10 protein-coding genes are annotated in these 14,327 nt (G+C 69.1%); 6 read left to right on the top strand and 4 right to left on the bottom strand.

Features of this window, described 5'->3' with window-relative positions; all coding sequences use genetic code 11:
• Positions 1-80: 80 nt before the first annotated feature.
• Positions 81-1,136 (bottom strand): cell division protein ZapE, encoded by a 1,056-nt coding sequence (zapE, locus tag H516_RS0101500; RefSeq protein ID WP_022887961.1) that lies wholly within the window; start codon positions 1,134-1,136, stop codon positions 81-83.
• 142 nt (positions 1,137-1,278) lie between these two features.
• Here zapE and H516_RS0101495 point away from each other — a divergent pair, with 142 nt between their 5' ends.
• Positions 1,279-2,178 carry a sulfurtransferase gene (locus H516_RS0101495; protein ID WP_022887960.1) on the top strand — a complete coding sequence of 300 codons (900 nt, stop codon included), beginning with the start codon at positions 1,279-1,281 and terminating at the stop codon, positions 2,176-2,178.
• A 56-nt stretch (positions 2,179-2,234) separates the two neighbouring features.
• Entirely contained in the window at positions 2,235-2,675 is a 441-nt protein-coding gene (locus H516_RS0101490; protein WP_022887959.1) for a SufE family protein, read from the top strand.
• A gap of 28 nt (positions 2,676-2,703) precedes the next feature.
• Here H516_RS0101490 and H516_RS17680 read toward each other — a convergent pair whose 3' ends face one another.
• Positions 2,704-3,927, bottom strand: a complete 1,224-nt coding sequence (locus tag H516_RS17680) for an alpha/beta hydrolase family protein (protein WP_022887958.1) — start codon at positions 3,925-3,927, stop codon at positions 2,704-2,706.
• Between the two features lie 88 nt (positions 3,928-4,015).
• On the opposite strand from H516_RS17680, the gene H516_RS0101480 reads away from it, so the two are divergent.
• The 4 genes from H516_RS0101480 (at position 4,016) to H516_RS0101465 (ending at position 9,218) form a co-directional block, all read left to right on the top strand.
• Positions 4,016-4,606 (top strand): DUF3000 domain-containing protein, encoded by a 591-nt coding sequence (locus H516_RS0101480; protein ID WP_022887957.1) that lies wholly within the window; start codon positions 4,016-4,018, stop codon positions 4,604-4,606.
• Positions 4,599-5,795 carry a ribonuclease D gene (locus H516_RS0101475; protein ID WP_022887956.1) on the top strand — a complete coding sequence of 399 codons (1,197 nt, stop codon included), beginning with the start codon at positions 4,599-4,601 and terminating at the stop codon, positions 5,793-5,795. Before H516_RS0101480 ends, H516_RS0101475 begins: the two co-directional genes overlap by 8 nt.
• 76 nt (positions 5,796-5,871) lie before the next feature.
• On the top strand, positions 5,872-7,080 hold the full coding sequence (locus H516_RS0101470) for a thiolase family protein (protein WP_022887955.1): 1,209 nt from the start codon (positions 5,872-5,874) through the stop codon (positions 7,078-7,080).
• Positions 7,077-9,218, top strand: coding sequence for a 3-hydroxyacyl-CoA dehydrogenase NAD-binding domain-containing protein (locus H516_RS0101465; protein ID WP_022887954.1), 2,142 nt, complete (start codon positions 7,077-7,079; stop codon positions 9,216-9,218). Before H516_RS0101470 ends, H516_RS0101465 begins: the two co-directional genes overlap by 4 nt.
• 158 nt (positions 9,219-9,376) lie before the next feature.
• On the opposite strand, the gene dxs is transcribed toward H516_RS0101465, so the two are convergent.
• On the bottom strand, positions 9,377-11,326 hold the full coding sequence (gene dxs / locus H516_RS0101460; RefSeq protein WP_022887953.1) for a 1-deoxy-D-xylulose-5-phosphate synthase: 1,950 nt from the start codon (positions 11,324-11,326) through the stop codon (positions 9,377-9,379).
• A gap of 135 nt (positions 11,327-11,461) precedes the next feature.
• The gene (acnA, locus tag H516_RS0101455; RefSeq protein WP_026378291.1) at positions 11,462-14,272 is read right to left on the bottom strand and encodes an aconitate hydratase AcnA; all 2,811 of its coding nucleotides are present in this window, start codon (positions 14,270-14,272) and stop codon (positions 11,462-11,464) included.
• Between the last annotated feature and the right edge of the window lie 55 nt (positions 14,273-14,327).

Genomic DNA, 14,327 nt, shown 5'->3' with positions numbered 1-14,327 from the left:
GCCCGTTACGGGTCGCGGCGTCGTGTGAACAGCACATTTCAGGATGCTGCTGATCGGCGAGGAACTCGCCGTGCGAACGCTCAGTCGTGCGGCGGCAGCTCGCCCGAGGTCAGCGCGATCATGCGCGAGATCGCCCGCAGGTACTTCTTGCGATAGCCGCCCGACATCATGTCGCCGCCGAAGACCTGGTCGAGCGCCAACCCGCTCGTGATGATCGGCACCTCGGCGTCGTAGGCGCGGTCGATGAAGGCGACGAGCCGGAGCGCGGCGTTCTGGTCGGTGAGCTCGTGCACCCCCTGGAGGGCGATGGTGTCGAGGCCCTGCACCAGCTTCACGTACTTCGAGGGATGCACGGTCGCAAGGTGCGCGATCAGCTCGTCGAAGGTGTCGACGGAGACGCTGTGGGAGCGTTCGGCGAGGGCCTGCGCGGTGCGAGCGACCTCGTCATCGGTCTCGAGCGCGAGGGCGTGCCCCTCGGTGTCGCGTCGACGGTAGTCGAGCCCGTCGATGCGCAGGGTCTCGAAGTTCGAGGACAGCGCGTGGATCTCGCGGAGGAAGTCGGCGGCGGCGAATCGACCCTCGCCGAGCGCGTTGGGCGGTGTGTTCGACGTCGCCGCCACGCGCGTGCCGCTCGCCATGAGCTCGCCGAGGAAGCGGGTCATGAGCATGGTGTCGCCCGGATCGTCGAGCTCGAACTCGTCGATGCAGATGAGCTTCGCACCGCGGAGCAGTTCGATTGCGGGCTGGTAGCCGAGCGCGCCCACGAGCGCGGTGTACTCGATGAAGGTGCCGAAGTACTTCGGGCCGTGCGCGACGTGCCAGAGGGCGGCGAGCAGGTGGGTCTTGCCCACACCGAAGCCGCCGTCGAGATAGACGCCCGGGAGTTCGATGCGGGCGGGGCGCTTGCGTGAGAAGAATCCGCCCGGCCGCTGGGCCGCGCGCCACGCGCCGGCGAACTGATTCAACCGTTCGAGGGCGGCCTGTTGCGACGGGAAGTCGGGGTCGGGTCGATACGACTCGAAGGAGGCGTGCTCGAACTGCGGCGGCGGCACGAGCTCCGAGGCGATCTCGGCTCCGGAGATCGCCGGGTTGCGATCGACGAGCCGGATGGGGACGTGGCGTGAGGCCTCGGTCATGCTGGTGAGCTCCCGTATTGCACCGGATGACGGGTGCCGTGACTGCGCCCCTCGGGCGGCGTAGATTCGAGTGTGGACAGGTGATCAGCCTAGTCCGCTCCCCCCGCACACGCCGCCGACCAGGCGATCCCAGGAGGTTCCCATGCCCGCCGAGTTCGACTCCGCCGCGAAGTTCGCCGAGTACGCCCACCCCGAACGGCTCGTCTCCACCGCCTGGCTCGCCGGACACCTCGGCGAACCGGGCCTCGTCGTCGTCGAGTCGGATGAGGACGTCCTCCTCTACGAGACCGGCCACATCCCCGGCGCGGTCAAGATCGACTGGCACCTCGACCTCAACGACCCGGTCGTCCGCGACTACGTCAGCGACGAGCGGTTCGCGGCGCTCCTCGGTTCGAAGGGCATCTCGCGCGATTCGACGATCGTCGTCTACGGCGACAAGAGCAACTGGTGGGCGGCCTACGCGCTCTGGGTCTTCACGCTGTTCGGCCACGAGGACGTCCGACTCCTCGACGGCGGCCGCGACCTATGGATCGCGGAGGGCCGCGAGATCACCACGGATGCCCCGGAGGTGACCCCGGTCGACTACCCGGTCGTCGCACGCGACGACCGCAAGGTGCGCGCCTTCAAGGAGGACGTGCTCGCCCACCTCGGCAACCCGCTCATCGACGTCCGCTCCCCCGAGGAGTACAGCGGCGAGCGCACGACCGCACCGGCCTACCCCGAGGAGGGGGCGCTGCGCGCGGGTCACATCCCGACCGCGGCGTCCGTGCCGTGGGCCCGCGCCGCCGCAGGCGACGGCACCTTCAAGGATCGCGCCGAGCTCGACGCGATCTACCGCGACGAGGTGGGGCTCGTCGACGGCGACGACATCGTCGCGTACTGCCGCATCGGCGAGCGGTCGAGTCACACCTGGTTCGTGCTGACGCACCTCCTCGGTTTCGACAAGGTGCGCAACTACGACGGCTCGTGGACCGAGTGGGGCAGCGCGGTGCGGGTGCCGATCGTGACGGGCACCGAGCGCGGCGAAGCGCCCTCCCGCTGAGCGCGCCGACTTCTCCGACGGGTGCGCCGGGTCACGCCCGTGGGAGAATCGAACCGATGGACCAGACGACGCTGCCCGAACGCCTCGCCGAGACCCGCGACGACTTCCTCGCCCTCGGCGTGCGCGACCGACTCCAACTGCTGCTCGAATTCTCGAACGAACTTCCCGAGCTCCCCGAGCGCTACGGCGAGCACCCCGACCTGCTCGAACGCGTCGAGGAGTGCCAGTCTCCGGTGTTCATCTTCGTCGAGGTCGACGACGGCATCGTGCACCTGTTCGCGACGGCGCCCGCCGAGTCGCCCACGACGCGGGGCTTCGCGTCGATCCTCGTGCAGGGTCTCGCCGGGCTCACGGTGCAGCAGGTGCTCGACATCCCCGCCGACTACCCGCAGTCGCTCGGGCTCGGCGAGGCGGTCTCGCCGCTGCGCGTGCGCGGCATGACCGGCATGCTGGCACGGACGAAGCGTCAACTGCGCGACCGCGTCGCCGCGGCCTGACGATTCCGCGCGGGTCGGATGCCCCGGCTCAGCCCACGATCTCGGCGGCGGCACCGTCGTGGTCGCCCACCGTCCGCGCGGCGAGCCATCCGGTGATCAGGCCGTTCCATCGCTCGGGATCGTGGTTCCAGAGCTTCGTGTGACGCGCACCCCTGAACTCCTCGAATTGGATGAGGTCGGGCCGGGAGGCTGCGAAGCGGCGCGATCCGTCGATGGGCACGAATCCGTCGTCGATGCTGTGCATCAACAGGATCGGCACGGAGAACTCGCTCGCCCTGGCGACGGGATCGAGCTCGTCGAGCGAGATCGGGGCGGCGAGCCCGGTCAGGCCGCCGCTGTACGGCGCACCGAGGAACCGCGCCACGACGTCGCCGAGCCGCCGGGGCAGACCGAGCGCCCCACCCTGGAATCGCAGGATGTCGACCCAGTCGATCGCCGGCGAATCGAGGATGACGCCCACGAGGTGCTCGCGGACCTCGGCGGAGCGCAGCACCGCCTGCAGTGAGATCATGCCGCCCATCGACCACCCCATCAGCACGATCTCCCGCGCGCCGTGCTCGCTCGCGTATCGCACCGCGGCGACCGCGTCGGCCCACTCGGTACCGCCGAGACCATACCGCCGATCCGTGCTCTCGGGCGCTTCTCCGTCGTTGCGGTACGAGATGAGGAGGCTGTTCCAGCCCGCCGCGTGCCCGGCATCCACCGCTCGGAGCGCCTCATGGCGCTTGGCGCCCCGCCCGTGGACCTGCACGACCCACCGATCGCTCGGCCGGTCGGCCGGAATCCACCACGCCGGCGCCGGGCCGAGCGGCGTCTCGACCACGACGTCCTCGTACGGGGTGTCGAGCTCCCACGGGCCGAGGTGGAACCAGCCGTCGATCCGCCCCCGAGTGGCGCGCTCGGGCCGCCCGAAGTCCGTCGAGGTGAACGCGCGACGCACCCGCCCGTCCCGTTCCTCGATCACGTCACCGAGTCGCGCGTGCCCCGAGTCGTGTTCGAACCAGAGCCCGTAGCGGCCGCGCATGCGCGCCTCGTCGCTCGCGGCGAGCGTGATCTCACCAGCCGCGGAGTCGATGCCGAGGATCCGGAGATCCTGCTCTCTCCTCGTGGGCGGCGTGACGACCCTGCGCGCGAACACGACCGTGAGCAGGGCGGCCGTCGCCCCGGTCACGAGAGCGATCACCGCCGCGAGCAGCGCGGCGGCTCCGACCACCGTCCGCACGGCCCCGTCTCGTTCCCCGTGCAGCGCCATCGGCATCCTCCCCGTCAACCCGTCTCGGGTGCGTCACGGTGCGGCGTGCCGCCGTCACCGGTTCCGGTCGAGACTCTAGTCTGCACTCGTGCCCGACGACCCGTCCTCGCTTCCCGCCGAGTTCGAGGCAGCACTCGCCTCGATCCGAGCCGCAGTTCCGCGCGCCGAGCTCGCGGTCACCGAGATCCCGGCGCCCGGCGGGCTCGCACCGCACTCGGTCGCCCTCTCGGCCGATGTCGCGCCCACGCGCCACGGCGACGACTCGGAACTCGGCACCGGCCGATTCATCCTGCTCTACGACCCCAGCGAGCCCGAGGCCTGGGGCGGGAGCTTCCGCGTGGTCTGCTTCGCCCAGGCGCCGCTCGAGACCGACATCGGACTCGACCCTTTCGTGGCCGAAGTCGCATGGTCGTGGCTGATCGATGCGCTCGACGCCCGCGGAGCGCACTACATCGCCGCCTCCGGCACCGCGACCAAGATCCTCTCGACCGGTTTCGGCGAGCTGGCAGCCCAGGGTGACGGCGCGCAGATCGAGTTGCGCGCATCCTGGACCCCTCTCGACGCCGAGATCAAGGCCCATGTGGAAGGCTGGAGCGAATTGCTGTGCATGCTCGCAGGGCTTCCGCCCCGATCGGAAGGGGTGACCGCACTGCCCCGTCGGAGGTCGAATCGTGGATGACTACCGGGTGATCGAGACACCCGAGGAGTTCGACGACGCCGTCGCAGCCCTCCTCGGAGGCGAAGGGCCGATCGCGGTCGACGCCGAACGGGCGAGCGGGTTCCGCTATTCGCAGCGCGCCTATCTCATCCAGATGTACCGCCGCGGCTCGGGGGTCTTCCTCTTCGACCCGCTGCACATCCCCGACTTCTCGGCACTGCAGGCGGGCATCCACTCCGATGAGTGGGTGCTGCACGCGGCCAGCCAAGATCTGGCGTGCCTTCGCGAGGTCGGACTGGACCCGGATCGCATCTTCGACACCGAACTCGCGGCGCGGTTGCTCGGCATGCCGCGCGTCGGCCTCGCCTCGGTCGTCGAGGAACTGCTCGACGTCAGGCTCGCCAAGGAGCACTCCGCGGCCGACTGGTCGACGAGGCCGTTGCCGCAATCGTGGCTGAAGTACGCGGCGCTCGACGTCGAAATGCTCGTCGATGTGCGCGACCGCCTCGTCGATCGCCTCGCCGAGGCCGGGAAGACCGAGATCGGCGTGCAGGAGTTCGACGCCGTGCTGCATCGCGCGGCGAAGCCGGCCGCGGCCGAGCCCTGGCGGAGGCTCTCCGGTATCCACGCGATGCGCAACGGACGGAATCTCGCCGTCGCCCGAGAGCTCTGGCTCTCCCGCGACGAGCTCGCGTCCTCGACCGACGTCGCCCCCGGTCGACTGGTGCCCGATGCCTCGATCGTCGCGGTCGCGAAGTCATTGCCGTCGACCCGCCGCGCACTCGCCGATCTTCGCGAGTTCACCGGGCGCCAGAGCCGCAGTGAGCTCGACCGCTGGTGGACAGCGGTCGAGCGCGGACTCACGACGACCGAGCTTCCTGCGGTTCGGGTGCCGAACGACGCGCCGCCACCGCCGCGGGCCTGGGCGGGCCGAAACCCGGAGGCCGACGCACGGCTGAAGGCAGCGAAGACGGCCGTCGCCGAAGTCGCGGAGGCACTCGAGATGCCGGTCGAGAACCTCCTCACGCCCGACTTCCTGCGGCGCGTAGCCTGGTCCCCGCCCAGTCCCGCCGATGCCGCATCGATCGGTTCTGCGCTCGCCGAGCTCGGCGCCCGCCCGTGGCAGCTTGCCGCAACCGCACAGATTATCGCCGCCGCGTTTGTGGAGGCGTCACAAGCCCTGCTCGACGCCACCTCCGACGATTCGTAGGATCCGTCAAGCGATTCAGCGGGCTTGCAGCGTGCTTCGTAGGATCGAAGCATCCTGATCGAAAGTGAGCTGCAGCGTGGCTGATCAAGCTGAAGTCGTGTTCGTCGACGGGGTCCGCACCCCGTTCGGCAAAGCCGGCGACAAGGGCATGTACTGGAACACCCGAGCCGACGACCTCGTCGTGAAGGCGATCGTCGGACTCCTCGAACGCAACCCGAACGTGCCGAAGGACCGCATCGACGAGGTCGCCATCGCCGCGACCACCCAGACCGGCGACCAGGGGCTCACCCTCGGTCGCACCGCCGCGATCCTCGCCGGACTGCCGAAGACGGTGCCCGGCTTCTCGATCGACCGCATGTGCGCCGGCGCGATGACCGCGACCGCGATGCTGGCAGGATCGATCGGCTACGGCATGTACGACCTCGCGATCGCCGGTGGCGTCGAGCACATGGGGCACCACCCGATGGGCTCGGGCGTCGACCCGAACCCGCGCTTCCTCAGCGAACGGCTCGTCGGCGAGGACGCCCTCGTCATGGGTGCGACCGCTGAGCGCATCCACGACCGCTTCCCGCAGCTCACGAAGGAGCGGAGCGACCGTTTCGCCCTTGCGAGCCAGCAGAAGACCGCCGCGGCCTACGCGGCCGGCAAGATCCAGCAGGATCTGGTGTCCGTCGCCATCCGCACCGATGAGGGCTGGGGTCTCGCCACCCGCGACGAGGTCATGCGACCCGAGACGACCCTCGAGGGCCTCGCCGGGTTGAAGACGCCGTTCCGCCCCCACGGCCGCATCACCGCGGGCAACGCCTCGGGGCTCAACGACGGCGCGACCGCCGCCCTGCTCGCCTCGGGCGCGACCGCGAAGGAGCTCGGCCTCGCCCCGAAGATGAAGCTCGTGAGCTACGCCTTCGCCGGCGTCGACCCCGAGATCATGGGCATCGGCCCGATCCCCGCGACTGAGAAGGCGCTCCGCAAGGCGGGCCTCACGATCGACGACATCGACCTCTTCGAGATGAACGAGGCCTTCGCCGTGCAGGTGCTCTCCTTCATGGACCACTACGGCATCGACGACGAGGACCCGCGCGTGAACCCGTGGGGCGGCGCGATCGCCGTCGGCCACCCGCTCGCCTCGTCGGGCGTACGCCTCATGAACCAGCTCGCGAGCCAGTTCGCCGAACGCCCCGAACTTCGGTACGGCATCACGAGCATGTGCGTCGGCCTCGGGCAGGGCGGCACGATGATCTGGGAGAACCCGAACTTCGACAAGAAGGCGAAGAAGCGCGCATGACCGACTACTCGACCATCGACTTCGCCTCGCTCGTCGCCCTCGCCGGCGACGACGAGGTCGTGACCCGCTCGTACGTCCGCGATGTGCCGCTCTCGGGCGGCAAGACGCTTGCGCTCCTGACCCTCGACAACGGCCGAGACCACACCCGCCCGAACACGCTCGGTGCGGCGACGCTGCTCGAGTACGCGGCGCGGCTCGACGAGCTCAAGGCACGCGCGGCAGCCGGCGAGATCCACGCGGTCGCCGTCACCGGAAAGCCGTTCATCCTCGCCGCGGGCGCCGACCTGTCGAAGGTCGCCGAGATCCCCGACAAGGAGACCGCGAAGAAATTCGTGCAGCTCGGCCACTACGCGCTCGCGAAGCTCGGCGAGGTCGGTGTGCCGTCGTTCACGTTCTACAACGGACTCGCGCTCGGCGGCGGCCTCGAGATCGGCCTCCACGCCGACTACCGTACGGTGGATGCCTCGGCTCCGGCCCTTGCGCTGCCCGAGGTGTTCCTCGGTCTCATCCCGGGTTGGGGCGGCGCGACGATCCTGCCGAACCTCATCGGTATCGAGAACGCCCTCAAGGTCGTCATCGAGAACCCGCTGAAGCAGAACCGCACGCTCAAGGGCCAGGACGCGTTCGACCTCGGCATTGCGGACGCGATCTTCCCCGCGGTGAACTATCTGGAGGACTCGATCCGCTGGGCGGACGACGTCGTCTCGGACCGCATCAAGGTGAAGCGCACGAACGAGCCCGGCAAGATGGAGCGGCTCGTCAAGTGGGACGCCGCGATCGGCATCGCGACGAAGATGCTGAAGAGCCGCATCGGCTCGGTGCCGCAGTCGCCGTACGCTGCACTCGAGCTCATGAAGGCCGCGAAGAGCGGCACGCGCGCGGAGGGCTTCCAGCGCGAGGACGAGGTGCTCGCCGACCTCATCGCCGGCGATCAGCTGCAGGCCTCGATCTACGCCTTCAACCTCGTGCAGAAGCGCACGAAGCGCCCGGCCGGCGCGCCCGACAAGGCGCTCGCGAAGAAGGTCACCAAGGTCGGCGTGCTCGGCGCCGGGTACATGGCGAGCCAGCTCGCGCTGCTGTTCGTGCGTCGCCTCCGCGTTCCCGTGGTGATCACCGACATCGACCAGGAGCGGGTCGACAAGGGCGTGGCCTACATCGCCGGCGAGATCGACGCCCTGCTCGGCAAGGGCCGCATCTCACCCGACGAGGCGAACCGTCTGAAGGCGCTCGTCACGGGCACCGTCGACAAGGCCGACTTCGCCGACTGCGACTGGGTCATCGAGGCGGTGTTCGAAGAGCTCGCGATCAAGCAGAACGTGTTCGCCGAGATCGAACAGCACATCTCGCCCGAGGCCGTGCTGGCGACGAACACCTCGTCGCTGTCGGTCGAGCAGATCGGCGCGAAGCTCGCCCATCCCGAGCGTCTCGTCGGATTCCACTTCTTCACGCCGGTCGCGGTCATGCCGCTCATCGAGGTCGTGAAGACGCCGTCCACCGATGAGGCGACGCTGTCGACCGCGATGGTCACGGCGAAGAACCTGAAGAAGAACGCCGTCATCACGGCCGACACCCCGGGCTTCGTCGTCAACCGCCTGCTCGCGGTGCTGCTCGGCGAGGCCATGCGCGCCGTCGACGAGGGCACCTCCTTCGAGACGGTCGACCAGGCGATCGCCCCGCTCGGCCTGCCGATGGCGCCGTCGGCGCTGCTCGACCTCGTCGGGCTGAAGGTCGGCGCGCACGTGCTCGACACGCACCACGCGGCATTCCCCGAGCGCTTCTACCGCAGCGAGAACCTGCACAAGCTCGCCGAGTACGGCAAGCTGCTCGAGAAGGACGACAAGGGCAAGGTCAAGGGCTTCGACAAGGGCGCCCTGAAGCTGGTCGCGGGCGGCAGGAACCCGCGTTCGGCCGAGGAGATCCTCGTGGCCCTGCAGGACGGCCTGGCCCGCGAGGTCAAGCTCATGCTCGACGGCGAGGTCGTGGCCGCACCTGAAGACATCGACCTCTGCATGGTGCTCGGCGCCGGCTTCCCGTTCCAGATGGGCGGCGTCACGCCCTACCTCGACCGGGTCGGTGCCTCGGATCGCGTCTTCGGCGACACCTTCCACCACCCGCCCGTGAAGGGCGTCGGCGCGTAGTCCGACGCGATTCGGCATGCGAACGCGGCCCCGTGCTTCGGCTGGGGCCGCGTTCGTGTTCGGTGGATGCCTCGCGCCCGCCTCGCTCGAGGTGTCCCCCGAGGCGTCCGGCGCCGGCTCGCCCGCGATGCCGCGGTCCGCACGGCCGGCGGAACGCGTCAGATGCGCTGCTGAGGACTCGTGTCGGTGGGCACGGCCGACTCGGTGCCGGTCGGCCTGGCGTGCGGCAGCTTCGAGCCGAGGACCATCGCCGTCACATCGCGGGCGATGTGCTGCGGCGTGAGCCCGACCCGCTCGAGGATGTCGGCCCGCGAGCCGTGCTCGAGGAACTCGTCGGGCAGCCCCAACTCGGTGACGGCGGTGTCGACGCCCGCCTCGCGCAGGTCTTGACGGATGCGGGTGCCGATGCCGCCGACCCGGATGCCGTCCTCGAGGCTCACGACGATGCGGTACTCGGCCGAGAGCTCGATCACGCTGCGCGGCACCGGAACCACCCACCGCGGGTCGACGACGGTCGCGCCGATGCCCTGCGCCTCGAGCCGCTCGGCGACGGCCAGGCCGATGCCGGCCATCGGCCCGACGGTGACGAGCAGCACGTCTTTGCGGTCGGACTCCGTGAGTACGTCGACGCCGTCATCGGTACGTCGCACTGCGTCGTAGTCGACACCGACGGTGCCCTTCGGGAAGCGCAGGACCGTGGGCGCGTCATCGACGGCGACGGCTTCGCCGAGTTCTTCGGCCAGTCGGATCGCATCGCGGGGGGCGGCGATGCGGATGCCCGGCACGACCTGGAGGATCGAGAGATCCCAGACGCCATGGTGGCTCGGGCCGTCGGGTCCGGTCACGCCCGCGCGATCCAGCACGAACGTCACGCCGGCCTTGTGCAGGGCGACGTCCATGAGGAGCTGGTCGAACGCGCGGTTGATGAACGTGGCGTAGACGGCCACCACCGGGTGCAGCCCGCCGAACGCAAGGCCGGCTGCCGCGGTCGCGGCGTGCTGCTCGGCGATGCCGACATCGAACACCCGGTTCGGGAACCGCTCGGCCATGCGGTGCAGCCCGGTCGGACGGAGCATCGCCGCGGTGATGCCGACGAGACGCTCGTTGCGTTCGGCCTGGTGCACGAGTTCATCGGCGAAGGCCCCCGTCCACGACGGGCCCGCGGATGACTCGAGCGACTCCCCCGTCTCTGGGTCGATCTGACCGACCGCGTGGAACTGATCGGCGACGTCGCGGCGGGCGGGCTCGTAGCCGCGCCCCTTCTCGGTGATGGTGTGCACGATGACGGGCGCACCGTAGGCCTTCGCCTGGCGCAGCGCCTCCTCCATCGCATGCTCGTCGTGCCCGTCGACCGGGCCGATGTATTTGATATCGAGGTTCGAGTACAGCGCCTCGTTGCCGGTGAAACGGCTGAGGAAGCCGTGCAGACCACCCCGCACGCCGCGGTAGAACGCACTGGCAGGTCCGCCGAGCTTGTCGAACGCCCGCCGGCTCGAGAGGTGGAGATTGCGGTACCCCTGCTTCGTGCGCACCGTGTTGAGGAAGCGGGCCATGCCGCCGATCGTCGGAGCATACGATCGGCCGTTGTCGTTGACGACCACGATGAGCTTGCGGGTGTTGTCGTCGGAGATGTTGTTGAGCGCCTCCCACGTCATGCCGCCCGTGAGTGCACCGTCGCCGACCACCGCCACGACGTGGCGATCGTTCTGCCCGGTCATCTCGAACGCCTTCGAGATGCCGTCGGCCCACGACAGCGAACTCGAGGCGTGCGAGCTCTCGACGATGTCGTGCTCGGACTCGGAGCGCTGCGGGTAGCCGGCCAGTCCGCCGGTGCGCCGGAGCGACGAGAGGTCGGTGCGGCCGGTGAGCAGCTTGTGCACGTACGACTGATGGCCCGTGTCGAACACGATCGCATCGCGCGGCGACTCGAACACCCGGTGGATGGCGATCGTCATCTCGACGACGCCGAGGTTCGGGCCGAGATGGCCGCCCGTCTTCGACACCGATTCGACGAGGTACTCGCGGATCTCACGGGCGAGCTGCTCGAGCTGCTGCTGGCTCAGTGCATCGAGGTCGCGAGGGCCTGAGATCGTCGAGAGCAGGGTCATGCGTGGTGCCTCCGGAGTGACGCGGGTGGTACCGCCGAACGGAACGATTCTACGCCGGGCCGGCTGTGGGCCCGGGCAGACGAGGGGGCGATCGGCGGAGTCGCCGATCGCCCCCTCGTCGAGGCGTGCGTCGCGTCAGACCAGGCTGCGGAGCACGTACTGCAGGATGCCGCCGTTGCGGTAGTAGTCGGCCTCACCCGGCGTGTCGATGCGCACGACCGCGTCGAACTCGATCGTCTGCTTGCCGGCCGGCGAGTGCTCGCTCGGCGCTGCGACGACGTGCACCGTCTTGGGAGTCACGCCCTCGTTCAACTGCTCCAGCCCCGAGATCGAGACGACCTCGGTGCCGTCGAGACCGAGCGACGCCCAGCTCTCGCCGGCGGGGAACTGCAGCGGCACGACGCCCATGCCGATGAGGTTCGAACGGTGGATGCGTTCGAAGCTCTCGGTGATGACCGCCTTGACGCCGAGGAGGCTCGTGCCCTTGGCCGCCCAGTCGCGCGACGAACCCGAGCCGTACTCCTTGCCGCCGAAGATGACGAGCGGGGTGCCCTGGGCCTGGTAGTTCTGGCTCGCGTCGTAGATGAACGACTGGGGCGCGTCGACCTGCGTGAAGTCGCGCGTGTAGCCGCCCTCGACGCCGTCGAGGAGCTGGTTCTTCAGGCGGATGTTCGCGAAGGTGCCGCGGATCATGATCTCGTGGTTGCCGCGACGCGAGCCGTAGGAGTTGAAGTCCTTGCGGTCGACGCCGTGTTCGGTCAGGTAGTGACCGGCCGGGCTGTCGGCCTTGATCGAGCCGGCCGGGCTGATGTGGTCGGTCGTGACCGAGTCGCCGAGCTTGGCGAGCACGCGGGCGCCGGCGATGTCGGCGACGGGCGTCGTCTCCATGGTCATGCCGTCGAAGTACGGGGGCTTGCGGACGTAGGTCGATGCCTCGTCCCATTCGAACACCGAACCGGTCGGCGTCTCGAGGTTGCGCCAGCGCTCGTCACCCTCGAACACGCTCGCGTACTGGTGCACGAACATGTCCTTGTTGATCGAGCTGTCGATCGTGTCCTGCACCTCGGCGGCGTCGGGCCAGATGTCCTTCAGGAAGACGTCGTTGCCCTCGGTGTCCTTGCCGAGGGCGTCGGCCTCGAAATCGAAGTTCATCGAGCCGGCGAGTGCGTAGGCGATGACGAGCGGCGGGCTCGCGAGGTAGTTCATCTTCACGTCGGGGTTGATGCGCCCCTCGAAATTGCGGTTGCCCGAGAGCACGGCGGTGACGGCGAGGTCGGAGTCGTTGACGGCGGCCGAGATCTCTTCGATCAGCGGACCCGAGTTGCCGATGCAGGTCGTGCAGCCGTAGCCGACGGTGTAGAAGCCGAGCGCCTCGAGGTCGTCGGTGAGGCCGGCCTTCTCGTAGTAGTCGGTGACGACCTTCGAGCCCGGCGCGAGCGTGGTCTTCACCCACGGCTTGGCCTTCAGGCCCTTCTTCGCCGCGTTGCGCGCGAGCAGGCCCGCGGCGAGCATGACCGACGGGTTCGACGTGTTCGTGCACGAGGTGATCGCCGCGATCGCGACGGCGCCGTGGTCGAGCGTGAACTTCTCACCGTCGGCCAGCGTCACCGGCGTCGGGTTCGACGCGGTCGCCGGGGCGTGGCTGCGGTGGTGGTGCTCGTGGTGGCTGTGCTCGTCTTCGGGCGAGTTGCCGGGCGGGTCGGAGGCCGGGAACGACTCGGCGACCTCGAGGTCGACGAGGTCGTGGTCGACGATCGCGTAGTTGAGCAGATCCTTCTCGAAGGCGCTCTTGGACTCGGAGAGCTCGATGCGGTCTTGCGGGCGCTTGGGTCCGGCGATCGAGGGAACGACGGTCGAGAGGTCGAGCTCCATGTACTCGCTGAACACGGGCTCGCTGTCTGCGTCGTGCCAGAGCTTCTGCGTCTTGGAGTACGCCTCGACGAGCGCGATCTGCTCGTCGCTGCGGCCGGTGAGGCGCAGGTAGTCGAGCGTCACGTCGTCGATGGGGAACATTGCGGCGGTCGAACCGAACTCGGGGCTCATGTTGCCGATGGTGGCGCGGTTGGCGAGCGGCACGGAGGCCACGCCCGATCCGTAGAACTCGACGAACTTGCCGACCACGCCGTGCTTGCGCAGCATGTCGGTGATGGTCAGCACGACGTCGGTGGCGGTGACGCCCGTCGGGATCGCGCCCGAGAGCTTGAAGCCGACGACCTTGGGGATGAGCATCGACACGGGCTGGCCGAGCATGGCCGCCTCCGCCTCGATGCCGCCGACGCCCCAGCCGAGCACGCCGAGGCCGTTGACCATGGTGGTGTGGGAGTCGGTGCCCACGCAGGTGTCGGGGTAGGCGCGGAGCACGCCCCCGACGGTGCGGGTGAAGGTGACCTTCGCGAGGTGCTCGATGTTGACCTGGTGCACGATGCCGGTGCCCGGCGGCACGACTTTGAAGTCGTCGAACGCCGTCTGGCCCCAGCGGAGGAACTGGTAGCGCTCGCCGTTGCGCTCGTACTCGATCTCGACGTTGCGCTCGAGGGCGTTCTCGGTGCCGAAGAGGTCGGCGATGACGGAGTGGTCGATGACCATCTCTGCTGGGGCGAGCGGGTTGATCTTGTTCGGATCGCCGCCGAGAGCGACGACCGCCTCGCGCATCGTGGCGAGGTCGACGATGCAGGGAACACCGGTGAAGTCCTGCATGACGACGCGCGCCGGCGTGAACTGGATCTCGGTGTCGGGCTCGGCGGTGGGAACCCACGAGCCGAGCGCCTCGATCTGCTCCTTGGTGACGTTCGCGCCGTCCTCGGTGCGGAGCAGGTTCTCGAGCAGCACCTTCAGGCTGAACGGAAGCCGCTCGTGACCCGGCACGGTGTCGAGCCGGAAGATCTCATAGGACTCATCACCGACGCGGAGCGTGTCCTTCGCCCCGAAACTGTTCACTGCAGACACGATGTCCTCTCCTTCGCGGATGTCGGCGACGACGCGCACGACACTCCATCTTCTC

Origin of the sequence: Agromyces italicus DSM 16388, assembly GCF_000421545.1 — a bacterium.
Lineage (GTDB): Bacteria > Actinomycetota > Actinomycetes > Actinomycetales > Microbacteriaceae > Agromyces > Agromyces italicus.
Note: the sequence above shows the minus strand (reverse complement) of the source record. Positions and strands in the feature narration are given on the sequence as shown.

Coding starts and splice junctions, on each gene's coding strand:
- zapE (WP_022887961.1), bottom strand. CDS start 1,136: ATGACCGAGGCCTCACGCCACGTCCCCATCCGGCTCGTCGATCGCAAC.
- H516_RS0101495 (WP_022887960.1), top strand. CDS start 1,279: ATGCCCGCCGAGTTCGACTCCGCCGCGAAGTTCGCCGAGTACGCCCAC.
- H516_RS0101490 (WP_022887959.1), top strand. CDS start 2,235: ATGGACCAGACGACGCTGCCCGAACGCCTCGCCGAGACCCGCGACGAC.
- H516_RS17680 (WP_022887958.1), bottom strand. CDS start 3,927: ATGGCGCTGCACGGGGAACGAGACGGGGCCGTGCGGACGGTGGTCGGA.
- H516_RS0101465 (WP_022887954.1), top strand. CDS start 7,077: ATGACCGACTACTCGACCATCGACTTCGCCTCGCTCGTCGCCCTCGCC.
- dxs (WP_022887953.1), bottom strand. CDS start 11,326: ATGACCCTGCTCTCGACGATCTCAGGCCCTCGCGACCTCGATGCACTG.